Origin of the sequence: Bremerella volcania (assembly GCF_007748115.1) — a bacterium.
Lineage (GTDB): Bacteria > Planctomycetota > Planctomycetia > Pirellulales > Pirellulaceae > Bremerella > Bremerella volcania.
The window spans coordinates 829,740-853,932 of the sequence record NZ_CP036289.1 but is presented as its reverse complement, the minus strand read 5'-3'; the positions used below and the strand labels follow the sequence as shown (position 1 = coordinate 853,932).

Annotated in this window: 17 protein-coding genes; 9 read left to right on the top strand and 8 right to left on the bottom strand. The window is 51.7% G+C overall.

All coding sequences use genetic code 11. The features are described from left to right. Positions 1 to 28 precede the first annotated feature (28 nt). Entirely contained in the window at positions 29 to 2,518 is a 2,490-nt protein-coding gene (locus Pan97_RS03430; RefSeq protein WP_144970754.1) for a YbcC family protein, read from the bottom strand. A gap of 46 nt (positions 2,519 to 2,564) precedes the next feature. Then, a complete protein-coding gene (locus Pan97_RS03425) occupies positions 2,565 to 4,160 on the bottom strand; it encodes a proton-conducting transporter transmembrane domain-containing protein (protein WP_144970753.1) in 1,596 nt (531 codons plus the stop codon). A gap of 268 nt (positions 4,161 to 4,428) precedes the next feature. On the opposite strand from Pan97_RS03425, the gene Pan97_RS03420 reads away from it, so the two are divergent. The 5 genes from Pan97_RS03420 to Pan97_RS03400 all read left to right on the top strand — a co-directional run bounded on the left by Pan97_RS03420 (position 4,429) and on the right by Pan97_RS03400 (position 8,415). Further along, positions 4,429 to 4,842, top strand: coding sequence for a helix-turn-helix transcriptional regulator (locus tag Pan97_RS03420; protein WP_144970752.1), 414 nt, complete (start codon positions 4,429 to 4,431; stop codon positions 4,840 to 4,842). A gap of 321 nt (positions 4,843 to 5,163) precedes the next feature. Beyond that, a complete protein-coding gene (locus Pan97_RS03415; protein ID WP_144970751.1) occupies positions 5,164 to 5,952 on the top strand; it encodes an outer membrane protein assembly factor BamB family protein in 789 nt (262 codons plus the stop codon). Then, on the top strand, positions 5,933 to 6,526 hold the full coding sequence (locus Pan97_RS03410; protein WP_165698591.1) for a PQQ-like beta-propeller repeat protein: 594 nt from the start codon (positions 5,933 to 5,935) through the stop codon (positions 6,524 to 6,526). The genes Pan97_RS03415 and Pan97_RS03410 overlap by 20 nt, the downstream gene beginning before the upstream one ends. Before the next feature lie 81 nt (positions 6,527 to 6,607). Continuing rightward, complete coding sequence (locus tag Pan97_RS03405) at positions 6,608 to 7,162, top strand: DUF427 domain-containing protein (protein ID WP_144970749.1); 555 nt, start codon at positions 6,608 to 6,610, stop codon at positions 7,160 to 7,162. Between the two features lie 8 nt (positions 7,163 to 7,170). After that, positions 7,171 to 8,415 carry a protoporphyrinogen/coproporphyrinogen oxidase gene (locus Pan97_RS03400; protein WP_144970748.1) on the top strand — a complete coding sequence of 415 codons (1,245 nt, stop codon included), beginning with the start codon at positions 7,171 to 7,173 and terminating at the stop codon, positions 8,413 to 8,415. A 315-nt stretch (positions 8,416 to 8,730) separates the two neighbouring features. Here the strand turns inward: Pan97_RS03400 and Pan97_RS03395 are convergent, their stop codons facing one another. The 6 genes from Pan97_RS03395 to Pan97_RS03370 form a co-directional block, all read right to left on the bottom strand. Continuing rightward, a complete protein-coding gene (locus tag Pan97_RS03395; RefSeq protein ID WP_144970747.1) occupies positions 8,731 to 9,063 on the bottom strand; it encodes a zinc ribbon domain-containing protein YjdM in 333 nt (110 codons plus the stop codon). Positions 9,064 to 9,128: 65 nt separating this feature from the next. Next, positions 9,129 to 9,734 (bottom strand): carbonic anhydrase, encoded by a 606-nt coding sequence (locus Pan97_RS03390; RefSeq protein ID WP_144970746.1) that lies wholly within the window; start codon positions 9,732 to 9,734, stop codon positions 9,129 to 9,131. Between the two features lie 32 nt (positions 9,735 to 9,766). Further along, complete coding sequence (locus Pan97_RS03385) at positions 9,767 to 11,686, bottom strand: SulP family inorganic anion transporter (protein ID WP_241676402.1); 1,920 nt, start codon at positions 11,684 to 11,686, stop codon at positions 9,767 to 9,769. Positions 11,687 to 11,694: 8 nt separating this feature from the next. Beyond that, entirely contained in the window at positions 11,695 to 13,143 is a 1,449-nt protein-coding gene (locus Pan97_RS03380) for a proton-conducting transporter transmembrane domain-containing protein (protein ID WP_206668920.1), read from the bottom strand. Positions 13,144 to 13,178: 35 nt separating this feature from the next. Beyond that, positions 13,179 to 14,567, bottom strand: coding sequence for a proton-conducting transporter transmembrane domain-containing protein (locus tag Pan97_RS03375; RefSeq protein WP_144970743.1), 1,389 nt, complete (start codon positions 14,565 to 14,567; stop codon positions 13,179 to 13,181). Next, positions 14,564 to 17,650, bottom strand: coding sequence for a DUF2309 domain-containing protein (locus Pan97_RS03370; protein WP_144970742.1), 3,087 nt, complete (start codon positions 17,648 to 17,650; stop codon positions 14,564 to 14,566). The genes Pan97_RS03375 and Pan97_RS03370 overlap by 4 nt, the downstream gene beginning before the upstream one ends. 334 nt (positions 17,651 to 17,984) lie before the next feature. Between Pan97_RS03370 and Pan97_RS03365 the strand changes: the two genes are divergently transcribed. From Pan97_RS03365 to Pan97_RS03350, 4 genes are all read left to right on the top strand, one after another. After that, positions 17,985 to 18,650, top strand: a complete 666-nt coding sequence (locus Pan97_RS03365) for a carbonic anhydrase (RefSeq protein ID WP_144970741.1) — start codon at positions 17,985 to 17,987, stop codon at positions 18,648 to 18,650. A 125-nt stretch (positions 18,651 to 18,775) separates the two neighbouring features. Further along, positions 18,776 to 20,137, top strand: coding sequence for a two-component system sensor histidine kinase NtrB (locus Pan97_RS03360; RefSeq protein WP_144970740.1), 1,362 nt, complete (start codon positions 18,776 to 18,778; stop codon positions 20,135 to 20,137). Between the two features lie 4 nt (positions 20,138 to 20,141). Continuing rightward, positions 20,142 to 21,503, top strand: coding sequence for a sigma-54-dependent transcriptional regulator (locus Pan97_RS03355; protein WP_144970738.1), 1,362 nt, complete (start codon positions 20,142 to 20,144; stop codon positions 21,501 to 21,503). A 450-nt stretch (positions 21,504 to 21,953) separates the two neighbouring features. Further along, positions 21,954 to 24,191, top strand: a complete 2,238-nt coding sequence (locus Pan97_RS03350; RefSeq protein WP_144970736.1) for a DUF1549 domain-containing protein — start codon at positions 21,954 to 21,956, stop codon at positions 24,189 to 24,191. Positions 24,192 to 24,193 lie beyond the last annotated feature (2 nt).

Here is a 24,193-nt window from a genome sequence, read left to right as displayed (position 1 = left end):
CTCTTGAGCAAAAAATCACACAGTAAAATTAGTTCGATGGTTGATCATCCCAAGGCTCCCAAGCGCCTTGACTGGTCCATCGGGAGAAACGCTCTCCTTCCAAGCAAAGCAAAGTGATCCATCCATGAGACACAAGTTGCCGAACGTCGGTATGGGAGCGAACAATTTGCTCAATGCGTACCTTCGGCGCTTCAATGATCACTGTTAGCCGCAGTGGCTGATGTTGCCATTGCTTTCCATTGTGCACGGACTGCAAAGGCAGTCCCGTTTTCAAGTCACCTCCGTTTCCTTCCAGCACGCCGAACTTACCTACCGCATTATGGATCAGCTTATCCCCACTTCCGTACTTGCCTGCCTCAACCGTTGAAGCAAAGTACTGCAAATTAATCCAGCTAGTGACGATCATCGGTGCGGTCATGATCAGTTCGAGCACACTGCCATCAGAGTCTTTCTCTGCCTCATAGCTATGCAGAAATACACGGCCTTTTAGATCCAGCGATTGCGTTCTAGATCGAGGTGCGACAACGAATGCGGCATTTCCAGCGAGTCCCCACTCGGGACGCACGTCACTCCAGTCGTGACTCTTACGCGTTAAGTCTTCTTTTTTCGATGTACCATATCTTTCAGGACGATTCCCAGCGCATTGTTGACTTGCTTCATTGCAAATCGAGATTAGCTGAGCAAACTCTTCCTGAAACTCATCAGGAACATTAGCTTTCTCCGTGAATACAATCTGTTCGGTAGTCGTGTTATGAACGGCCGGTACAAACCACGTACTATCTGGAATCGCAATCCCCAGCGTCGCCAGTCCAGCCCGAACTTCAGAACTGTTCAACCACCAGCTCGCGACACGCGCGTTGGGCTCTCCCGAGTGTCCTCCGCAGGCACCACAGTCGAGACCTGATTGAAACAGGTTGTTTTGCACGTCCGAAGCATGCCCACACACAACGACGAAGCGAGCAAATCCTTTGGTCAGGCCAAGGTTCGCAAGAAAGCCTTTGCAAAATGTGATCCGGCTTTCCAGAGAAAGCTCTTCGCAATGCCCAACGTGTGTTTCTCCCTCAGGATAGACTTGAGGTTTGCTGTCACACGATTGTTGCTGAAATCGACTTTTTACCCATCCATAAGAATCGGACAACAACTTTCCGGCCGTAAGCCAGCCCAAAGTCTCGACGAATCCCAGGCTCGAAATCGGGCCGGAACGAAAGGCTTTCCAAGCGTTTTGCAAACTCTCTTGCCCAGAACTTTCATGCGCTTGATCCCAGTTGACCTGGAACGCTGGTTGGAGAAGCACTGGACAGTGCGCGCTACCGACCGAGCCTCCCCCAGTCACATGACGCAACGGCATGCCGAAGAATCCAGCAAATCCGAATGTCTCTACTTGCTCATTGACACGTTCTAGATGGCGACGAATTGGTTCGGAACGCACGTCAATGCAGAACACCATTTGCGCCAGGGCTTTTACCGGTCCTGTCTTCTCGTTGATTCCGTCCAAAAGACCTGAAGTCAGGCTCTGCTGGAACTTCATCTCCTGCGCAACAAGTAGAACATACCGCACGACACTTATGAGACTGGGCGACAACACTTGGCGATTGAAGTCGTGGTCGTTCCAGATGTCTTCGTGAAAACAGCATGAAATGCTTTGCTTACTCGACTCAATCAGAAACACATCGTATGCCAGTCGAATGGCAAGCAAATCTTTCAGGCAACTTGACTCCGGCTTCGCTGACTGTCCCGACTGGTTCCGTGCGTAGGACGCCCATCCCGAAATGGATGCGAGCTGGCAAACACAAAGCAAAGAGAGAAGTCGATTCGGTACGTCTGCCTTCTCGAGCAAAAGGGGAATTGCCTGATCAGAATCGTCGGGCAAACTGCGGACAAACTTCCTGAAGCCTCGCATTCCTAGCAGGTCCATGCGATAGCTAGTAGAGCTAACCTGCTTCCAAGCCGCGTAGGGCGAATCATCCTGCCATGGCATCAACCAGGAAGCCTCGCCTTCGTCGAAGTATCCCGATAGGAACCGAGTGATATCATTGATGATTTGATTGCTTCTCTCCCCTCCACCCTCGCCATCCAACACTTCGGCCATCGTCCAAACCTTACGACGGCAGCGTATTGCGGGCTTAAGGTCGCTCTGTAGCCAGTCCAGCACGTCGGCTAGAGATACGTCTGTGAGGCTGGCGGAACCATCTCGGGCAATCTGTAGGTAAGCTGTTTCCACGTCACTCGTGGAGATCGATTCACTTCGATAGCATTCCCGGAAGAATTCCAGTGACGGGAGTAGTTCGACATCACTGATCGATTTCAAAAGTGAGTCAGTTTCCAGAAGCGTCTTGCCGGTGAATCCGAGAAATGGGTTCACGGCAACAAAATCCTTTAGCGGCCAAAGCGGGGCAATCGACTCGTGAAGTTTCTCGATGACGTGCTGAATGCCTTGCGATTTTTTATCGGCATTCGTGCGATTCGGCTTGTCGGTATCCTTCAGCAAGTGATTCGATGATTCTATTAATGAAATCATGTCGGAGTTCCTTCGATAATCTTACTTATGAGTGATGAATGATTGCTTAAGGAGTTGGAGCGGATCGCCCCCACAGCAAAGCCGTCACACGACGTGCAGCGATGTCTAGGTAGAACCCGTTTAACGCATGGACATAAGCTGCTTGCACGAACGGTGAGTTCCCGAACTTGACCCTCGCGATCTGAAATGCTGCCAGACACACAAATCCCAAAGATACGATCCCAACAACAACCCACATTGCTGAACCGAACGCGGGCATTTCCCCAGCGTAAGCCTCGAATGCTAAACGGTGCATTGCCTCGTGGCTGAACAAGTAGATACCTACCAGCAGCAGCACGACAGACAGCCCGATTAGCACTGTTTTGGTTGACCGCGTGCGAATCACTTCCACAAGTATTTGTGACAGAGACAGGGCCAGAATAAGTCCGAGCAGTAGTCGTCCATCTGGTTTGACAACATCAATTCCCAGCAACCATCCAGAGCCTGCCAGAAGCCCGAAAGATGCGGCCGTTCCAAGTACCATCGCCCAACCGTTTTGGGTGAATGCGATCTGACCTTCCGGATTTCCGATCGAGTGGTTTGCAACTGCGCTGCCAGATCTAAGGAAAGCATGCGACTTGTAGAGCGAATGAAAGATGATGTGCAGAAAGGCCACTGAAAACGCTCCCAGGCCGCATTGCATCATCATGAAGCCCATTTGTGACATGGTGCTGTAAGCCAGCTTCTTCTTGATGCTCGACTGGGTCATCATGATGAGTCCGCCCAACAGACAGGTAACGCCGCCAACCAACAAGCACAGAGAGAGAGCTGTCGCCGATTGTCCAATAATCGGGTACAAGCGGATGAGTAGAAAGCCGCCTGCGTTGATGATCCCCGCATGCATCAAAGCGGAAACGGGAGTTGGGGTCTCCAAGGTATCTGGCAGCCAGGTATGAAACGGAAATTGGGCCGACTTGGTTAAGGCGCTGAGAACAAACAAGAGGCAAACAATCGTTACTCTTGGGTCATATATTCCTAGGCTTTCCGTGGCGTGCACGTTAGCAAAGAGCATTTCAATCTCGACAGTTCCCCAAATCTGGAGAGTCAGATATATCGCCGCGGCCAAGAACACGTCGCCTAGTCGACTGATTAGAAACTTTTTGCGGGCAGTCCAAATTGCCCAAGGGCGATTGCTGTAGTGGATCAAAAGCTGATGCAGCGCGAGACTTGTCAATATCCAGAAACCGAACATCTGAATGAGGTTTCCGCTCACCACGAGTCCGAGAATTGCACCCAGACAAACCATAAGCCACTTGTAGTAACGGCCCTCGTTTGAATCGCCGTCGAGATATCTGACCGAGAATCGCGTGATGATCCAAGCGACGTAAGCGATCAGAAGCGTCATCATTGCGGATAGTGGATCGTAGAAAACAGACAAAGTCCAAAGTCTGCTCGACTGTGATAATGAAATACTCGTACTGATGCTTTCAACTTTCAGTAGCATCAGCGAGGCGAGCAAGTAAAAAACGGCAACAGTTACAACAGCAAAGCAGGCGAAGCGTCGAACTTGCTGTGGATACCTGTTCGCCCACGACGTAGGGAACGTCATAGCCAACACAAGACATAAAGGCGCGACTAACAAAAGCATGGCTGTGTCCAACATGGCGAATTCCTGGTGCGGTTCGACTTTCCGGGCTAGGCCCACGACACACGAAGATTAAAGCACGACTTATTTGTCGTCAATCCCATGTCGCATGACTTTTCGGTAGATTTTGCTGTTTGACTTGAGTGAAAAAGAATTCCGTTGACTTGCGACACAGAATTCCGGATTGCTGAATCACGACACTTCGGCTAATATAAGTTCTTTCACAGCATGGCCTTACGCGTCCCACCCAGTCCCCGGCTAGGCCTTCCCCTGCAGAGGTGAATTTATGGCGGTGAATCGCAAAAAAACTTCGCGTGCCAGCAACTCGTCAAAGTCATCTGGCGCTGTTCAAACCCGCCTGAAGAAAGCCCAATCGCCTGTGGGACAAGAGCATTCGCCCGCGCGGTGGACTTTCCTCACCAATCATTCCCATGTCTTAATTCTGCTCTCGAGAAATCCGAGCATGGTGCTTCGGCAAGTCGCCATCGAAGTTGGTATTACCGAACGCGCTGTCCAGAGAATTATCGCTGACTTGGAAGAATGCGGAGTGATTCGAAAAGAAAAAGTCGGCCGTCAGAATCATTACTTCATCATGGGGGATCAGCCGCTCAGACACCCCGTCGAAGCACACAAATCGATCAAAGATCTGTTGGAATTGCTTGCCGATGACACAAACTTGCGAGAAGGCATAGGCCCCTAGCAGGCTAAAGAACTCGGTGGGCTTGAGCTTGTTTGAGCATGGGGAAATGAGGGGCCTTTACTCGACGTTGGAACTAAAGAACGGTTTTTCTCATATCATTAGTTATCACTAGGGCTGATTTTCGGTGCGCTCACTTGGCCAGGCAGTGCATCGGTAGAACCTCGGCAGTACTTCATCTAGTTTAGGTAAGTGCTCTCGTCCAACCCCTAAATTCCTGAATTCACTGTTCAATGGCAACAATACGTGTGAGAATCACGCTCCCATGGATCTCTCGTTGCGAGTAACAGTCAACACCAGCTAGTTCAGGAACGGATCAAGGGAATGAAACTACAAGCAACAGCCGCAATTCTCTTGTTTCTGTATGCATGGCAAGTGTGCTTCGCAGAGAATTATCCTCAGTTTCGAGGTGCGGAATCGAACGCTATTTCGGCTTCGCGACTTCCGGTCACTTGGTCAGACGAAAACGGAAATCAAACGAACATTCGCTGGAAGATTCCTCTACAGGGTGAAGGATGGTCTCAGCCGATCGTTTGGGAAAATCGTGTGTACTTGACCGCTGCTGTTCCCTCTGACCCAAACCAGAAAGAGAGGACTCGCCCAGAGTCCAACAATGGTGGCTACGGACGTGATCGCAGGGACTTGGTAAATGTCATTTATCGATACGACGTCATCTGCATTGATTGTGAAAACGGAGAAGTCATTTGGCGTAAAACCGTTAAGAAAGGAAAGCCGCCACTCCCGCGACACAGCACGAACACCTACGCGACCGAGACGCCTGTGACGGACGGCGAACGTATCTACGCCTACTTTGGTATGAATGGTGTCTATTGCCTGGACATGGAAGGCAACATGCTGTGGCAAAAGGATCTAGGCATTTATGAAATGCGTGCCGGTTGGGGTACCGCTAGCTCTCCGACCCTCCTGGGCAACCGCTTGTTCGTGCAGGTCGACAATCAGGAGAAATCGTTCCTCTTAGCCTTAGATACGCATACAGGCAAGGAAATCTGGCGGGAGAATCGGGATGAGTCTTCCCAGTACAAGTCCATTTATTTGGGAGAATTCATTACGGAAAGAATTGATTGTCGGTGGAATGATTTATCGCTCTTATGATCCCTTCACCGGTAAACTACTTTGGCAAATTGACATGAATAAAGGGCGATCTTCCGCAACACCTGTGGCGATTGGTGATCGACTGTTTATAGGAAATGAGTTCCGAAATCGAGGTGGCGACGACGACGGAGGAGGACGACTTTATGCAGTCATGCCAGGTGGAAGTGGTGATATTACGCCTCCCGACAATCGCAATAGTGGCGAGTTTGTCCAGTGGAGGATGGATGAGTCAGGCATTCAAATGGCATCCCCCACTTACTTGGATGGCAATTTGTACTTCTTCGAACGTCGTCTTGGAATCGTTCGCTGTGTAGATGCTGAAACCGGGCGACTGAAGTACAGACGGCGAGTCGGTCGCGCTCCCGCATTCTGGGCTTCACCATGGTCTGATGGCCAACATGTTTATGCGCTGGATTCTAACGGAAACACGCATGTTATTTCCGCCGGCGATGATCTTGAAGTGGTCTCAGTGAATGTACTTGACCAACAAGCTTGGGGAACGCCCGCACTTGCTGAAGGGCGAATCTATCTCCGCACAGTTGATCACTTGTATTGCATTACTGATGAAAACTGACGGTCCGCCCCATGAGTGCGCCGGCCACGTTCATCGGGCGAAGTACGTGAACCGCAGACACATGCGAGGCAAATAAGAATCATGGATCACTCAGAGAGGGTCAAACTTGCCAGGAGTTGCTGGAAGAACACTGGACAAAATCGTCCGGCGTTCGCGATAGAACCGAAAGAAGGTGAAGAATCGGTTTGGGATTACCCGAGACCTCCGGTGATTGTAGAGGACAACCGCGAGGTGATTGTCCGCTCTGGTCAGGTCATTATTGCTCACACGACAAGGAGCTTGCGAATCTGTGAAACCGCGAGTCCTCCGACGTTCTATCTGCCACCTTCGGACGTAGATCAAAAGTATCTCAGTCGAACAGCAAGCCGAACTTTTTGTGAATGGAAGGGGCAAGCTACTTACTGGTCGTTGGCGATACCTGAACAGTTAGAAAAAGCAAATATTGGCTGGTCTTATGAGCGGCCAAGTGTCGAATTTGAACCGATTCAGGGATTCTTCTCATTTTACCCTGGTCGGATTGATTGCTTTGTCGATGGCCACGCGGTCTTACCCCAAGCCGGTAATTTCTATGGCGGGTGGATCACTCCGGAAATTGTCGGTCCCTTTAAGGGCGAGCCAGGTACTTTTGGTTGGTGAGAATTGTCATGGCGGAATGGGACGTGATCATCGTCGGAGCTGGCATCGCTGGATTGAGCTGTGCGGAAGAACTCCGATCGCAGGGTCTCGAATTACTAGTCCTGGAATCGAGCAATTCCCCAGGAGGACGGATCGCAACTGATGAATACGAAGGCTTTCTTCTCGATCGAGGTTTTCAAGTTTTTTTGACTGCCTACCCAGAGGCCAAAAGGTTACTCAACTACGCCGAGCTCAAGCTAAAACGCTTTGCGCCGGGGGCCCTAATCTGGCACGATCGCAAGTTTCACCGTTTTTCCGATCCATGGCGAAAACCTGGCGACTTACTTGCGACAGCTCTCTCACCAGTTGCCTCTACCTTAGACAAGGTACGTATTGCCAGGTTTCGTCGTGATACGACAACCGGCGACGTAGCCCGGCTCTACGAGCGTCCTGAGATGACAACCATTGAGATGCTCCAGCAACGAGGTTTTTCTCCGGTTGTTATCGAAAGATTCTTTCGCCCATTTCTGGGCGGCATTTTCCTGGAACAAGAGTTGAATACGTCACGCCGACTTTGTGAATTCGTTTTTCGGATGTTCTCAACCGGTGATGCCGCATTGCCCGCTGATGGAATGCAAGCGATACCCATGCAGTTGGCCAGTCGACAACCGGCAGGAGTTCTAAGACTAAACTCGCCGGTAAACGAGGTGCGTGAGGGGGTCGTGCAACTCTCATCTGGCCAGCAGTTAACCGCCAAGCAAATTGTGGTAGCGACGGACAAGCCGACAGCGGAAAGACTCACCGGAACCTCTTCTAACAGCGAGGCAAATCGCGTCGTTTGCATGTACTTTGCTGCTGACAAACCTCCAATTGAGGAGCCGATTCTTATGCTCAACGGTGAAGGCCAGGGCGTAGTGAATAACGTTTGTGTGCCGAGCCAAGTCGCAAGCAACTATGCTCCGGCGGGGCAATCGTTAATCTCTGTCACAGTTCTGCCTGAGTCCGAGCAAGAACCCCGCGTAGATGTCGTTTTGAGTCAACTTCGCGAGTGGTTTGGCTCGCCGGTCAACAGTTGGCGACATTTGAAGACCTATTCCATTCGCTATGCCCTGCCCCGTCAGTTTTCCCCAGCACTCGAACCGGTAGAGAAAAGTCCGCGTCTCACTACCGGCATCTACTGCTGTGGTGACTACTGCGATACTGCTTCGATCAATGGAGCCATGGCCGCAGGGAGACGTGCTGCCGCGGCCGTGATTGAGGATCTTGGCCAATAGGAAACGCCGAAGGTATCTCAAACCAAACCACCAGAACTCGACGAAAACGCGTCACGTTTTTCGCCACCCAAGCCTTCTAGACGAAAGCACTTACAGAGCCCCGGTCTATCCTCTGCGACATCCACAAATTTGTTGGGAACGCGGTGGTCAGAACTCTATTAACATGTGCAACACATCTTCGCTTCCCGGCCGCGAATGACAAGATATCCCAACTTCCGGCCCAGGTTTTAAGAACCTCACGACGGTTCATCCTGATGTGCAGGTCAAATTGGGCAGAAACTGGTTTACCGACTGGAGGCGATTGAAGGGGGTAGATCACGCTTTCTTGACAAACTCAGACTTCAAGGCCATTGCTCCAATACCGTCGATCTTACAGTCAATGTCATGGTCACCTTCGACGATGCGGATGTTCTTCACCTTCGTACCTCCTTTTACGACACCTCCCTTGAACTTTAGATCTTTTATAACAACGACGGTGTCGCCGGTCTGAAGCAAGTTACCGTTTGCATCACGCGTCGCATCGTTGTCAGCGGCAGCCGCTTCGTCGGCCTGTGACCACTCGTGGCCACAGTTCGGACACACAAGTAATGGTCCGTCCTCGTACGTGAATTCGCTATCGCACTGGGGGCAGTTGGGGAGTTCGCTCATGGACTGATTACCTATTGATCTAAGAATGGCTTCTGGATTTGCGAGGCAACGGTGATATAGATCGCTTAAATGATAGCAAAACAACCACGGGCAGGATCGTATGAACGAACACGGGCGGTGTTGTCATTGACGACCCAAGCGTGCAGCTGCAACGTCCCGGCTTCAAGCTTGTTGCGGATAAACGCATGAGAACAAAGATGCTCCAACTGAAACAGAGTGTGTTCACAAATCAGGGCCTCAATTCGATCCTCGGCAGAATATTCGGGATATGCTTGATTCACCGCCTCCAAAGTGGTCTGCTCAAAACGAGCTCGGATTCCACTTACGTCAGGAGCGTCAGGATAAAGCAGCCAATTTCGGATTACGCCGCATCCAGTATGCCCACAAATAATCACGTGTTTGATTTTGTATTTCGAAAATGCAAATTCGATGTCCGAAATTTCTGAATTCTCGTCACGATCGCCTGCTGGACGAATCGACGATGCCAAGTGCTGAACCACAAAAAAACGACCTGATTTCGCAAATGAAACTCTATCAGGCGCGCCTCCCTGATCTGCACAGGCAATCATCAATGTATCCCTCTCCTCGCTTTCTGCTGACAACAGAAAGTCACTTGCCGTGCCAAAATGCTTGACCGGAAAACGGTGCAGAGAGGAATCAAGCTTATTCATAGTCGCATCCTATCGGATCCGCTGAAGAAGGGTTATGCGTCTCTCGATTCGTGTTGAACGATTTCGATTGAATCCACGCAAGCATGTCCGTTTTGCTCTGTGAGGACATCTCGCCGGATAAAATCGAGAAAGTTTTCGCACGTCTGTGGCGATACAATGAGTTCGATACGAATTAGCGACTTGGATGGGACGACTGAAAAGGTGCTTGCCCCAAATTCAGGAAGTCGTTCTTCGATTCGCGGGAAGTGCTCGGACTCCATCGTAAAAGCAACGCGTCGCATTATTTTCGGACGTCGTTTTCGAGTCGCATGAACGTTGTCGGAGAATGACTCTAGCTGGTTCAATCCTCGAACCTCAAATGTCAGCCCTTCTTGTTCAAAATCTCGTTGAACTTCTTCCAGTTTCTCCATCACACTATGGTCAATCAACTTCGTACCCGATACATCGATCACCAGATTTCGCTTCTGAACTAGACCAATCTGTTCAATCTGGCGTCGAAAAGGGAGCCAGTTACTGAAAACGGCCGACTCTCGGGCCAGGATCACACTCGTGTCGTCATTGATTTCCTGGACTTCGATATAGGGTTTGAACAACGATCGCAACGAGACGCCGTTGGCGAGATGAATCACCATCTTGAGCAAGATCCCAACGGCAACTCCAACCAACAAGTCCGTTGCCAGAACGACCACCAAAGTGGTGACAAAGATGGCAAGCTGCTCTTTGCCGATTCGATAAACGTGAATGAACTCGTTCGGGTGGGCGAGGCGATATCCAGTATAGATAAGCATCGCAGCCAAGGCCGCCAGTGGAATCCTATGCAGATAAAATGGAATCAAGGCAACACACGCCAGCAAAAATACACCATGCCAGAAATTGGCAAATCGCGTTCTTGCACCATTGTCGATGTTGGCCTTCGAGCGAACGATTTCGGATATCATGGGCAAGCCGCCCACCATGGATGCACAAAGATTCCCAACGCCAATCGCAATCAGGTCGCGATTCATCTTGGTCTTACGTTTCCATGGATCGAGTAGATCGATCGCTTTGGCACTCAACACCGACTCCAGGCTGCCGATGATGAAGAACATCAGAATCCATTTCCAAGCCTTGGGTTGCACCAAGACTGCAAATTCCGGAAACGTAATGTCATTGAACATCCCGAACACCTTGTCTGGCATCTTCACGAGATACTGTTCACTAAGTTGATATTTATGTCCTTGCAGCGTGTAGGAGTGTTCGTGCAGCAGATCGAATGCCATGGCCATGGGAACTGCAAATAAAAGCACGACGACGGGTGCAGGAATCTTTTTTAGAACTCCCAGGCGTGCGGCCATCAGAGGCCACAGAAACATTATTAGCAGACTGACGACACCAATTGCCGCGATGGCAGGATTCGCCTCCATCAGGTAATGCGGGATCTCGCGAAGCATTTCCATCGGTTCACCTCCAGCCGACACCCCTAGCGCGAACGGGATCTGCTTAACGATGATGATGACGCCGATTGCTGCCAGCATGCCGTGAACCACGGATACAGGGAAAAACTCGCCCAGGATTCCGCCGCGAAAAAGCCCAAACACAATTTGAATAGCACCTGCAACGACCCCTACGGCGATAGCAGCCCGGTAGGCAGCAATGTCCGACTCCGTCCAACCGCCTGTCATGCCATCGCCACCGAAGTCCTGGACACAGCCGATGGCGATCACAATCAGCCCGGCCGCTGGCCCTTTGATGGTCAACTCACTGTTGCTGATCAAAGGCGTTACAACCGCCCCGATGATCGCAGTAAAGATGCCTGCGATGGGTGGAAAGCCGCAAGCAAGCGAGATGCCTAAACAAAGCGGAAGCGCTATCAGAAAAACCAAGAAGCCGGAGTTAAAGTCGTACTGAAAGTACTTAAGGAATCCAGCGGAGTTTCCGTGTGGGATATCACTGGCAAGTTTGTCGCTAGGCATCATTAGACTCAACGATTCGATTGAGGAAATAAGAAACCACCGGTGGAATGACCCTGATTAATTCCGCGTGCATTGGCGCGGGAAGTAGCAGAATGCTCTATTGCTTCATCGACTCCCCGCATCTTGATCAATGCAGTTGCAGCGTGATACCGCGATCGAACTCCTGGCTCGGGAAACACCCCACCGCCGATGATCAATACCACCATGAGTAAGATCGTCACACGTTCGGGCGGTCGGCATACGAGTGACACGGTGGCCAGATGACGCGTACCAGTGAAGACGTGAAAGTAAGCTTTAACCACAGCAATACCATTGAGTGCGGCGGCTAGTACGACGGCAAAGCCCATCATGGGATAGATATCAACGACTCCCTCTACGAGCAACTCCGTGCCGATAAAGCCAATCGTCCCTGGGAATCCAATCGAAGCCAGGCCGGTCAATAGAAACATGTTCGCGAGGAACGGAGTGTGTTCATACAGCCCGTGAAACCCATCGAGTGAGAGGCGTCCCGTTCGCGCCTCGACCGATCGCAGCGCCAAACCAAATCCCAACAACGAGATCCCCACAGAAAGCCAGACGTACAGCGCCCCGGTTAAACCGATGGGGGTCGCCATTTCCAGTCCGACCAAAACCAGCGATGAGTGGCTCAAAAAAAGGTAGCAAAAGAATCGTCGTGATTCATGCTGAACCAAGGCCATACCGGCAGCGTAAACGGCCGTCATCATCGACAAAATGGCGATGCTTTGCAGAGCCCAGTCGGGGGCAATCGGAAATACCAGCCGCATTACAGCGTAGGCGCCTGCCATCGGAGTGACAAATAGCAAAGCGGTGCCGAAGGTTGCTTTCTCAAATAGATCGGTCATCCAACAATGCAACGGGCAAACACCACTTCGAACCAACGCGCCCGCAGTCAATAGGCAACCGGCAAGGATAGGCGGATTGGCAGCCGATGCATCAGGCCCCACCAACCACTGCCCCAAGACCAACAGTCCCACGAACAACCCCATGTGCAGCGAGTACACCTGCGTTGATTGATGACGCTTGCGCAACTCGATCCAAGGGGGAACGACGCCGACGGCCAGCAGCAAGATAATCAACCAAGAATCCCGACAACCGAGCGTTGCCAAAAGCACCGATTCCGAAAACAACGTCCACCCGAATGAAAAGCGATTCACCTTGGTTCGAAGTGTCGTCAAAATGGTCGTGAGATAGAGCAAAGCCCCTAGTGGGATGAGGGGGGCGCTAAGTTCGTCTACCACGAACGCATCGTTTGCAAAGAATAATTGAAAGATGTCCCAGTGATCGTGTGCTTCGAAGGAATGCAGCATCGTAAAATCGATCCATTCCCCACAGGCGCAAATGAGCGTCATGACACCTATCGCGACGCTGACTTGCCGCGCGTGATCACGATCCTTCATCAACGACACCACGATCGCACCCGCCAGCGGCAACAGCACGGTCAAACCCAGCCAGGGCAAGTGCAATTCCGACATTATGCAACGTCCTCCAGCGAATCTCCGTACGGAGTTAGACGATCTGATTCGCGTGATTCGCCGCCAGAAAGGAAGCTGGTCCAGCGTCTCTCCAGGACATCGAAGCTACGAAACGCGGTCACGAACGGATCGACAATCCAGCGATTGAGAAATGCGTCGAGATAGCCACGTTCGAGAGCAAATCGATAAAGCCAGATTTGACGAGAAGAAATGGCGGGAGACTCAACGGACTTATTGCCCCCCAAGGGGCTTCCCACGGCATCTTCCAACATCCTGTAATCTTTCAGCACGGAAGGTGCTCGTAGCAGTTGCAACGTTCTCAAACAGGCATGGCCAATCATATGGACCAGAGCGACGTATTGTAGGCCGAACCCAATCTCGACCGTAATAATTCCAACTTGAGTCAACGATGCAAAGGCCAAGGCGTTCTTGACATCGCTTTGGGCACGGCAAGCGATGGCTCCAAAGATTGCCGTGGCAAGTCCCATCACGATAACCGCTATTCGCAGCGGAACTGATACATCCAATAATGGACTCACACGCAGCAACAGAAACGCGCCGAGGTGAACCGACAATGCTCCATAAAACACGGCACTCGATGGCGTAGGGCCCTCCATCGCACGGGGAATCCAACCGGAAAACGGCACCATCCCTGACTTGCCTGCGGCAGCCAGTAGCAGGAGAAGACCAACCATCAGTGCCGACGTGGAATCGATTGCAGCGACGCCGTCGGGCCAAGGGCCTGACCCCATCAGTCCGTCGAAATCCCCGGCTCCCGTCAAATGGTGCATCGTTAACGCGGCAATCAAGAATGCCGCATCCGCAATGCGATAGATGGCCCAGACCCGAAGTCCGTTGCGAACCGGAGCGGTACGCTCATGGAAATAAGCAACAAGCAGCGCCGACGACAGACCTACCAGTTCCCAACCAAAGAACAGCGTCTCGATGGTGCCAGCTAGCGAGGAAACCACCATTCCCAATAAGAACAATGCATAGAGCAGGAAGAAACGCCGATAGCCGCGATCACGATGCAAATAAACCGAAGCGAATGCTCCCACAGTCCCACACAGCACGAAGGATAGAATCGCAAACGGGACAGACAGCCTATCGAAAACAAACTTAAGATGAAAATGAAAGTGTTCCTGAGGGATGGAAACCCAGTTTCCAAACTCGATTGGCACATGACGCGATCCCGACGCAAGCATGACTCCGAGAATGCCGATCGCGGCCATCAACCCTGTGACGACACTGAGTTTTGTCAGTCTCGATTGAACCACTTCACTCAGTCGGACCCCAGCCATCAGCGGCAGTCCCAGGGCCATTACCAAAAGCGTTGGACTGACAACGACCGCAACTCCCAGGACATATAGGACATAGTCAACGATCATTGCTGCCTCACCGTTCCCGCAATCGAGTAAAACGGCAAGTTCTCACGGGATCCTCGATAACATTCCAGCGAGCAGGAAGCCTCCGGCAGGTACCTTCCTGAGACTTCATACGGATCGAATTGTCCATTCCTGTAGACTTGAACCGTCGATGTTTTCGGATTGATGACTGCCAAATGGATCCAACCGCCGCGACAAAGTCGACCGATGGTTGGATTACTTTGCATGATGGAAAGGATAGCCTCAGGGGTTGATTCAATCACAAACAACATCCTCAGTGGTTCATGTATCTCTACCATTTGCTGGTAAAGTCCGGTCCTCAAATCACTTGCCGTCCCATCCATGACCCCCAGCAGAGAAACAATGTTATGTGGCAGTTTTGATCCAGAACCGTAAACCACATGATCCACACGTGAAAAGTAGTACTCCAGATTGATGCCGGCACAAACGGGAATCGCCGCTGCCAGAATTCGTGCGAGGACGGAATGGTCGTCGTTGTCCTGGGCCGGATCATAAGACGTGAGAAATGCTCGGCGATCTAGAAATAATCCACGTGACCAGTCGCGTCGTCCGACAATGCAGAGTGCGTTGGTGGCGTGATTGTATTCTGGCCGGGCCTGTGAAATATCTTGAGCACGAGCTTCAACGTGCCGAATGGCTTCATTGGGAGAAATGGACAGAGGCACGGAAACAAACCGTCGGCAACGTTCATGGGCATTTCGCCGACGTGCCTCCTCGATGGCATCTCGAGCGGTTTCGAAGTCGGCATGATGGGATGCCGGCAGCATGTCGAGATCAAAAAACACGACCGAGTCATCACACGTATTGTGGTAAGCACCAACGAATACGGTGTCGTCTGGAATCGATATTCCTGCCTGCCGGACTTTGGCACGTACTCGCCAATCGTTGGCCATTTTGGCAAATGCTCTGGCATTCGGGCCGCCTCGTTTTCCCGCGCACGCCCCGCAACAATACGCGGATTCGTGGGGGTTGTTGAGACTCGAAGAACCATGTCCGCAAACGACAAACAGGCGTGAAAACGATTCTGGGCTCGTTACGCCAATGTCCTGCATTAGTCGCACGACGACATTGGCCATTTCATCACAGGTGAATCCGATGTGGCCATTCTCCGGACCAGGATTTTCCTCATATCGTTCCAACTGAAGTGTCGTTACCGGTGGCGGCTGGACGAACGTTCCTAAGTGCTTGCGAATGCGAGCCGTCAGATGGGGAAACAACACACTGGCCACGAGCGGCACGGTGGCCAATGATCCGACGATGCCAGTAAAGATTCCCCCCAGAAACGTTCGGCTGCGGGTATGGAAGGCGTGACTCACCAATCCAAGTCGCCTTCTTAACTCGGCCCGCTCGCGGTGCATTCCTTCGAACGTGTAACCAACGTCCTCTTGAACATAGTGCTCTGGAGTAATTACGTTGGGACATAGCGGCTTGTAAAAGCTATCTGCTGCTCCACGATAATAGATAGCCACCGCAAAAAAGCCCGCCGCTCCCAAAGTTTCGCACTCAGGATGCACTTCTTCCAGGTGCCGCCGGAACGACTCCTCTCGATCGTCGATGCAAGTTAGGACTTGAAACTCCGGACGGCGCGGTTTTCGCTCCGCAATAGATGCGTTAAGGACATTGGTGTGGTTCACGAAAGCATCGAGCGCTTCGCGTCGATACTTTCGCTCGAATGCCTCATGGTAGATTCGACGTCTTTCGACGGCAGAGAACCCATCGGCTTCGTCATACAACTCTTGCCATTGAATCTCAGACAATGCCAGTAACTGCTGCGGCTGCCAACCAAGTGTTTGGGCTACTTGAAACAAGAGAAACGCGCGGCGTTCCACACTCAATGGCCGCGGTTCAGACAACTTCGTCCGAGCAAATTGCAATACATCCGACGCACTGCCACGCTTCCCGGTGGCTTCTCGACCAACATCGATGATCGCAAATCGCTCAAGAATAAGTTGAACAGCCAATAGCCCGAGCAAGGATCCTTTGGGAATCGAATGGACAACCGGACCCGCACCGGTTTCGAGTTGCCAAACCATTCCTGCCCAACCACGCAGGCTTAGGAGTGTTTGGATTACGAATTCTTCGCGATCGTCGTTGGCGATTCCTAATTCCGCCAGTGATTCTTGGATCGATGCTTCTGGCGAGAGGCCGGAACTTTGCAGTCGCCACAACTCTCCTGAGAGCCCGCGTAACCGACGATCCGAACACCAATTCGATTGCGAATACAACGTAAGAAAAGCGTCATAAAAGCCCTTGTCGCGACAAGGCATTTCCCAGTCGGAATAGCCTTGATCGATATAAGCCGCACAAAAGCGAATTAATAGATCATGCACATCGCGATCGACGTCGATGCCAAGTGCGTTCAGCAATAGGTCGCGCGGACGGACATAACGACTGGGGGCGCCTTGGTGCGGAACGGATTGAATACCGCTGCGACAGATTCGCCACAGCAGATGCAAGGAGAATGCTTCCCAGGAAGCCTTTTTCCATTCCGGATAGTTACTGCCGAACTTGGAAACAAGTTCGGCAAGATCTGCCAGGGCTGGACTCAGAGACGCTTGCTCGTGTTGCAGCCACTGTCGCGTACCAGCGACAACCCGGTCGCGAAGGTCGTTGGGAACTTCCGGGCGAAATCGATCGAGGGCATCAGTTTCCGCCACGATCCACCTCAATTCCGCATCAGGCCCGACGTGGATCGGCTGACGAAGCATCGCCAAACGAATTTGCCCTCGTGTTCCCAGACCATTGATTTGCTTGTGACCCTGAGGCCCCAGGGCTTCTTGTAAGACTGCCTGGAGATCCTCATCCGTGATGCGACCTTCCTGAAACAATTGCCGATACTCTTGCTCCGGCAAGTAGGGGTGAGCGCCATATCGTGCCAGGCCCGTCTTCACGGCCTCGTGAAAGGGCAAGTCCTCAAACGCATGCAGCGTATTGTGATGGACAAAGACTTCGATCGGCCCCTGGGACGGCAACAAGTGTGCAGCGTGCTCAACCAATTTGCGGATCGCGTCAGATCCGCAGTGGTCATCGACCGACTCGGCCGCAGATTCAGTGGTACATTCCAAAGCGAAATTGGCCCAGGGCTAACGTTCAGACAAAAAGGCAGGAGATAGGTGTTCCCTGCCTCAAATGGGGAGGGAGTCATTGCAGGGGTAGGTGTACCTTTATGCAAGCGTCATGCCGGAAGCAGGGCAACAAGTTCGCTACCAGGCGTTCAAAAAGGGGTGCACTTCGGAAAAGTCGGGGTTGGAAGAGAACTTTTGTTCGCAAAAAACACAATCGAGGAGGTCAATCGGCCTCCCAATGGATAGAATTTGGAGATATCAATCACGCAATTTATTGCAGATCCAGTGCAGATTTTTGCACGGATTATCTTCTTCGACGAACGGGATTCGACCAATGCAGCAGTTAGTTCAAGGAATCCATCGATTTCAGCGCGAGCAGTTCAGCCAGGATCAAAAGCTATTTGAGACACTCGTCGATGGGCAGCATCCGTTGGCATTGTTTATCACTTGTTCGGATTCACGGATTGATCCAAGTCGCCTGACTCAGACGAAGCCTGGTGAGCTATTTATTCAACGCACCGCGGGAAATATTGTCCCTCCCTATGGATCTATTCTTGGCGGTGAGGCCGCCACAATCGAGTATGCGGTAGCGGCGTTAAAGGTCCGTGACATCGTCATTTGCGGACATTCTCACTGCGGAGCGATGGCCGGTCTTCTGACACCGGAAATGGTCGATAAAATGCCAGCGGTTCGTGCCTACCTTCAACACGCTGAAGCGACGCGGCGAATCGTCGAAGAAAACTATTCCCACCTAACCGATCCAGCCAAGAGACTAACCCTGACGGTGGAGGAGAATGTCCTGGTCCAACTAGAGAGCCTGAGAACCCATCCCGCCGTGGCCGCAGCGATTGGTCGTGGCGATTTAAAATTACATGGGTGGGTCTACAAATTTGAAACTGGCGACGTATTTGCTTTTGATCCGGATCAGAATCAGTTCTTACCACTCCAGGACGTCACTTCACCAGTAAGCGAGAAACAACGGACGCTTCCACCGATCTAAGACTTGATGTTGCTAAACACGAGAATTCGAGAGGTTTGAGTGCGCACGTTGGCAACCTCGCAACCAAGGGAATTGGCGTGAATCTTTGGAGCGGCTGTCCTTTGACACCTTGATCATCTGCTTTTATGTTTCGTACTCAATCTGTTGCTACCGGTAAGGGATACCGGCTTTCCATTACCGGGCTGCTACTGCTCAGCTTGGCGGCCCTGGTCATAACCATTTGGATGATGGCTGACTTTCTGCGAGAACAAGCCATTGTCGAAGAACTGACGCGACAACTGCCCCGTGATTCAACCGCTGTGGCCAAGGACTTGGCTAGCGAATTACGTTGGCAGTTTCGGCTTTCCATCCTGGTCGTTCTTAATCTTATCGCGACTGGTTTGGCGCTTATATTGCTCTCCCGGGCCTATCGGTCATCCCAAGAATCTCTTCGGGACATCAAAGCGCTCGCGGGGCATATTCTCAGCAGCATGGACCAGACGGTAATCACAACCGATCGAAACAGCATCGTTACCAGCATCAATCGTCATGGCATGGATTTATTGGGGGCCAAACTCGACTGTATCGGCAAGCATGTGAACGAACTGTCGAGTGACCTTGACCTTGATCAGTTCATAAGTGACTGGCAGACGGAAAAGTCCTCGTCCGTGACAAGAGATTTTCATGTCGGCAAAGCCGGAAGGACCGTCCGTGCGACATGTCAATCATTGAATGACTTCGGCGGAAAGGAAATCGGCAAAGTTCTACAACTACGCGATGTAACGGAACGCGTCTTAATGGAAGAGCGAATGCGTCGAATGGAACGTTACATGGGACTTGGGTCCTTGGCAGCGGGACTTCATCATGAGATCCGAAATCCACTCGCGGCTCTATCGCTACATGTACAACTGCTCGAAGAACAGCTTGAGGAAAGCGCGGATTCCGAGGACGTGCAACCGATGCTAGCCGTAATTAAGTCGGAAATGACGCGAATTGGAGAAGTGTTAGAGCGATTCCGTGATTTTGCATCCATGGACAATTTAAAGCTCGAACAGGTCAATCTTGTCCAGCTCATACAGCGTCAAGTGGATCTGGCAATTCCTCAAGCAAACCAGCAGGGGATCGCGGTTCAATTCGCGTTGCCGGAATCGCCTTTGCCAAATTTAACGGCAGATCTTCTCCGATTGGAACAAACTTTGCTAAACCTGTTCCTCAACGCGATGCAAGCCATGCCCCACGGGGGCAGACTTTCCGTTTCCGTGACTCAGTCTTCCGACGCGTTACGTGTCGAAATCTCGGATACCGGATCTGGGATTCCGGAGGATCTCCGTGATCAGGTATTCGATGCCTACTTTACGACCAAGAGCGATGGGACAGGCTTAGGGCTAGCCTTGTGCGACAAAATCGTACGACAGCACAATGGGAGCCTTGACTTCTTTAGCAGCAAGGATGGCACGACCTTCGTGATGACGTTGCCAATTCAACAAGTGTCTTTACCTTCGGACTAGTGTCATGGACGAAGCTTTTCGCATTCTGATTGTTGATGACGAGCCCAACATTCGCTCCGGGCTGGCTAAAGGCCTCGAGAAAGAGGTCGACCATGTCGACACGGCGAGTAGCGTTAATGAGGCATTGGACAAGTTCGATGCGGAGAGCTTTCAGATCGTTATTGCCGATGTTCGGTTGCCAGGGGATCGCGATGGCCTGGAGCTTTTATCTCTGATCCAGCAGCGCGAACCCAATACGACGATGATCATGATAACTGCCCATGGCACGGTTGAGATGGCCGTCGACGCGATGCGCCGTGGGGCGTTCGATTTTATTACCAAGCCGGTTGATCTGAACTTAATCCGACAACAAATTGCCAAGGCAGTGGAACACCATCGGTTGCAGACCGAAAACCGCTTCCTGAAGGATCGGTTGGCGGAAGCAGGCGAATTGCCGAATATCATCGGAAATTGCCAAGCTCTCAATGATGTACTGCGACAGATTCGACAGGTCGCTGATACGGATGCCACGATTTTGATTCACGGCGAAAGTGGGACTGGAAAAGAGTTGATTGCGAGGGCAATTCACGACTTGAGCAAACGCTCCACATTTCCGTTCATTCCCGTCAACCTCGGTGCATTGCCGGTGAATCTATTGGAAAGCGAGTTATTTGGACATGAAAAGGGAGCATTTACGGGGGCCTCTCGCCAAAGACCTGGCTGCTTCGAACAGTCCATGCGAGGAACGTTATTTCTCGACGAAATTACCGAAATCCCCATGAAGTGCCAAGTGGATTTGCTTCGTGTCCTTGAGACGGGACAGTTCACAAGAGTCGGAGGCGAAACAACACTTACGTCCGATGCTCGCATTGTGTCCGCCACGAACAGGGACATCCCGCAATTAATAGAAGAAGCGAGTTTTCGAGAGGATCTTTACTATCGACTGAACATCATCCCAATTGAAGTGCCGTCACTGCGGCAGCGGCGCGAGGACATTGCTCTATTGGTGGACCATTTCCTGAATTTCTTTTGCACTCGACATCATCGACCACCCAAAACCGTAGACAATGAGGCATTACAGGTTCTCATGTCGGCGACTTGGCCAGGCAATGTTCGTCAACTACGCAATGTCATCGAACGCTTGGTTGTCACCGTAAGCAGTGACAGAATTACAGCGGCAAATTTACCTGCTGAATTAAGCTCGGTTGCAAGAAACGCTTCCGCAAGCGAAGTACGCTCACTGGCAGAAGTAACGGAAGAGGCTGAGAAGGAAGCAATCCGGATTTCCCTTGCGGCCAATGATTTTCACCGCGAGCAAACCGCAAAAGTGCTGGGGGTCAGTGTTCGCACATTGCACTATAAGATGAGTCGCTACGGCCTGCATTAGCCACCGTTTTGAGGAACGCTTTGCCGTACTTTCTTAAAAGCGCCTTGTGGGCTTGGCGGGCAACAACATTAGAAGTGAACTGTAGCACCAGGTCGTGGATGCTACAGAAGACCGACCAGAAAGTTTACTGGTCCGCATCGTGAATCGCTTCCGGTGAGTGCTGACGGATAAAGAGTAATGGGATTCATTTCCATTGCCCTATTAATTCCCACTGGGCTATGCACAGGAGACGCCTTTTTATCTTCTCTAGTTTGCCGTAAGTAAGAAAGCCTTTCCCGTAGCCATGATGTCACGAGTTATTTTTCGCTTAACAAAGCATTTGCTAGTCAGATAAAACTGGACTGAACCGTCCAGGATTGGTATCTTAGAGACTTCCTCCCTCCCTCAACCTCACCGAACGCTGGCCCCCTGGCGTTTCATCCCCTCCCCCCTTCCTCAGGGCGATTAATTATGGTTTTGCCTATCTCTCTTTGGGCAAGTCGCCGGCAAATCGTTGGCTTGGCAATCGTGCTGTTTCTAGTTTCCGTTGTCCATTCGGAGGACGTTGCCCAACAGCCAGTCAGTTTCGTCAATGATGTTGTCCCTGTTCTGACGAAAGCAAGCTGTAACACAGGCGGTTGTCACGCGAAAGCTGGAGGAGGTCAAAACGGATTTCAGTTGTCGTTGCTGGGATTCGAGGTCGCAGAAGACTACGAAGCCATTGTTCGTGAAGGACGCGGCCGTCGCTTGTTTCCTCCCATTCCCGAAGAGAGCCTGCTGCTTCGCAAGGCTTCCGGTGAAACACCTCATGGTGGTGGCGTAAGACTTTCGAAGGACTCTGAGGGGTACGAAATCATTCGCCGCTGGATCAGTGAAGGAGCTCCTTTCCATACCGCTAATACCCCGCAGCTTGAAACCTTTGAAGTCTCGCCCAACCGTGGCGTCGTGGGAATGGGTGCCCAGCAGCAGCTCCAGGCGCTGGCAACTTTCTCTGATGGCAGCCAACGCGATGTCACCGAATTCGCGTTGTTTGAGTCGAATTCAGAAGCAATGGCCGAGGTTTCATCCGATGGCCTCGTCAAGTTCCAACAGATCCCTGGACGCGTGGCAATCATGCTGAGATACCAGGACAAATCGGCCGTTTTCACAGCGGCGATCCCACTGGGTGCACCGATCGGGGAATTGCCGAAACCGAACAATTTTGTCGACGAACTGGTCTTTGGCAACCTGCAGGAAATCGGCATTCCTCCTTCACCGGTCAGTGACGATGCCACCTTCCTCCGTCGAGTCACCCTCGATATGACTGGACGTCTCCCAACCGTCAAGGAAACGGAATCCTTCTTGAGCAGCAGCGCCCCTGACAAAAGAGACCAAGTCATCGAGCGTTTGTTACGCAGCCCAGGCTATGCGGACTTCTTTGCCAACAAGTGGACTTCGCTGCTGAAGAATCGCCGGGACGATGCCAGCGACATTACGTCGAACTTCGCATTCCATGCCTGGATCCGCGATAGCCTCTTAGATAACGTTCCGTACGATCAGCTAGTTCGTGAACTTCTGGCTGCAACAGGCACGGTCGTGGCCAATCCACCGGTTGCCTGGTACAAGCGAGTGAAGGAATCTAAAGAACAACTCGAGGATGTCGCTCAGCTATTTCTGGGCGTTCGTCTGCAGTGTGCCCAGTGTCATCATCATCCATTTGAACGCTGGAGTCAGGACGACTATTACAGCCTCGCGGCTTTCTTTAGCCAGGTAGGTCGTAAACCAACAGAGATCCGCGGCGAGGATATGATCTTCCATAAACGAGGGATCGCTGCCGCCACAAACATGAAGACAGGAGAAAAGCTCCGTCCTGCGGCTTTGGGTGATTCGGTCGGCGATATTCCTCCAGAACAAGATCCACGATTGCTGCTGGCCGATTGGATTTCCAAGCCGAACAATCCCTTCTTTGCCAAGGCCGTTGTTAACCGATATTGGAAACATTTCTTCAAGCGGGGACTGATCGAACCGGAAGACGACATTCGAGATACCAATCCTCCGTCGAATCCTGAATTATTGGCGGCATTGGAAGAGCACTTCGTCGCCAGCGGCTTTGACCTGAAAGAATTGGTCCGCGTCATCACGCAATCGAAAGCTTATCAACTCAGTTCGGTTCCCAACGAATTCAACCTGATCGACGAGCAAAACTACTCACGGTATTACCCGCGTCGCCTTCAAGCGGAAGTACTGCTGGATGCCGTGAACGACCTTACGGCTTCCCCAACCGACTTTCCCAATCTTCCGCTAGGCACTCGTGCGGTGGCCTTACCAGACAACAGCTACAACAAGGCTTCCCCCTTTCTGCGAGTCTTCGGACGTCCTGATAATTCCAGTGTATGCGAGTGCGAACGCGTGCAGTCTTCCAGCTTGGCTCAAAGCCTGCATCTGATCAATTCCTCGGAAATCAAATCGAAACTGGGCGCGGCCAAAGGTCGTGCCGCCAATCTGGCCGGGCAAGACACACCGGTGGAAGCAAAGATAAGCGAGATCTACCGAATCGCGTTTTCCCGGGAACCTACTGCGGAAGAGCTGCAAATTGCGATCGAGTACGTGAAGCAGATTCCCACCGATGCGGAGGGAAAACCAATCGATGCCAACCAAGCTGCCCGACAGAACTATCAAGATTTGATCTGGGCGTTGATGAACTCCAAAGAATTCCTGTTCAACCACTAGAG

Bases quoted from the DNA above. Each gene is read 5' to 3' on its own strand.
- Pan97_RS03350 (WP_144970736.1), top strand. From the start codon at position 21,954: ATGGTTTTGCCTATCTCTCTTTGGGCAAGTCGCCGGCAAATCGTTGGC.
- Pan97_RS03430 (WP_144970754.1), bottom strand. From the start codon at position 2,518: ATGATTTCATTAATAGAATCATCGAATCACTTGCTGAAGGATACCGAC.
- Pan97_RS03400 (WP_144970748.1), top strand. From the start codon at position 7,171: ATGGCGGAATGGGACGTGATCATCGTCGGAGCTGGCATCGCTGGATTG.
- Pan97_RS03360 (WP_144970740.1), top strand. From the start codon at position 18,776: ATGTTTCGTACTCAATCTGTTGCTACCGGTAAGGGATACCGGCTTTCC.
- Pan97_RS03415 (WP_144970751.1), top strand. From the start codon at position 5,164: ATGAAACTACAAGCAACAGCCGCAATTCTCTTGTTTCTGTATGCATGG.
- Pan97_RS03420 (WP_144970752.1), top strand. From the start codon at position 4,429: ATGGCGGTGAATCGCAAAAAAACTTCGCGTGCCAGCAACTCGTCAAAG.
- Pan97_RS03355 (WP_144970738.1), top strand. From the start codon at position 20,142: ATGGACGAAGCTTTTCGCATTCTGATTGTTGATGACGAGCCCAACATT.
- Pan97_RS03395 (WP_144970747.1), bottom strand. From the start codon at position 9,063: ATGAGCGAACTCCCCAACTGCCCCCAGTGCGATAGCGAATTCACGTAC.
- Pan97_RS03425 (WP_144970753.1), bottom strand. From the start codon at position 4,160: ATGTTGGACACAGCCATGCTTTTGTTAGTCGCGCCTTTATGTCTTGTG.
- Pan97_RS03365 (WP_144970741.1), top strand. From the start codon at position 17,985: ATGCAGCAGTTAGTTCAAGGAATCCATCGATTTCAGCGCGAGCAGTTC.
- Pan97_RS03410 (WP_165698591.1), top strand. From the start codon at position 5,933: ATGATTTATCGCTCTTATGATCCCTTCACCGGTAAACTACTTTGGCAA.
- Pan97_RS03385 (WP_241676402.1), bottom strand. From the start codon at position 11,686: ATGCCTAGCGACAAACTTGCCAGTGATATCCCACACGGAAACTCCGCT.
- Pan97_RS03375 (WP_144970743.1), bottom strand. From the start codon at position 14,567: ATGATCGTTGACTATGTCCTATATGTCCTGGGAGTTGCGGTCGTTGTC.
- Pan97_RS03390 (WP_144970746.1), bottom strand. From the start codon at position 9,734: ATGAATAAGCTTGATTCCTCTCTGCACCGTTTTCCGGTCAAGCATTTT.
- Pan97_RS03405 (WP_144970749.1), top strand. From the start codon at position 6,608: ATGGATCACTCAGAGAGGGTCAAACTTGCCAGGAGTTGCTGGAAGAAC.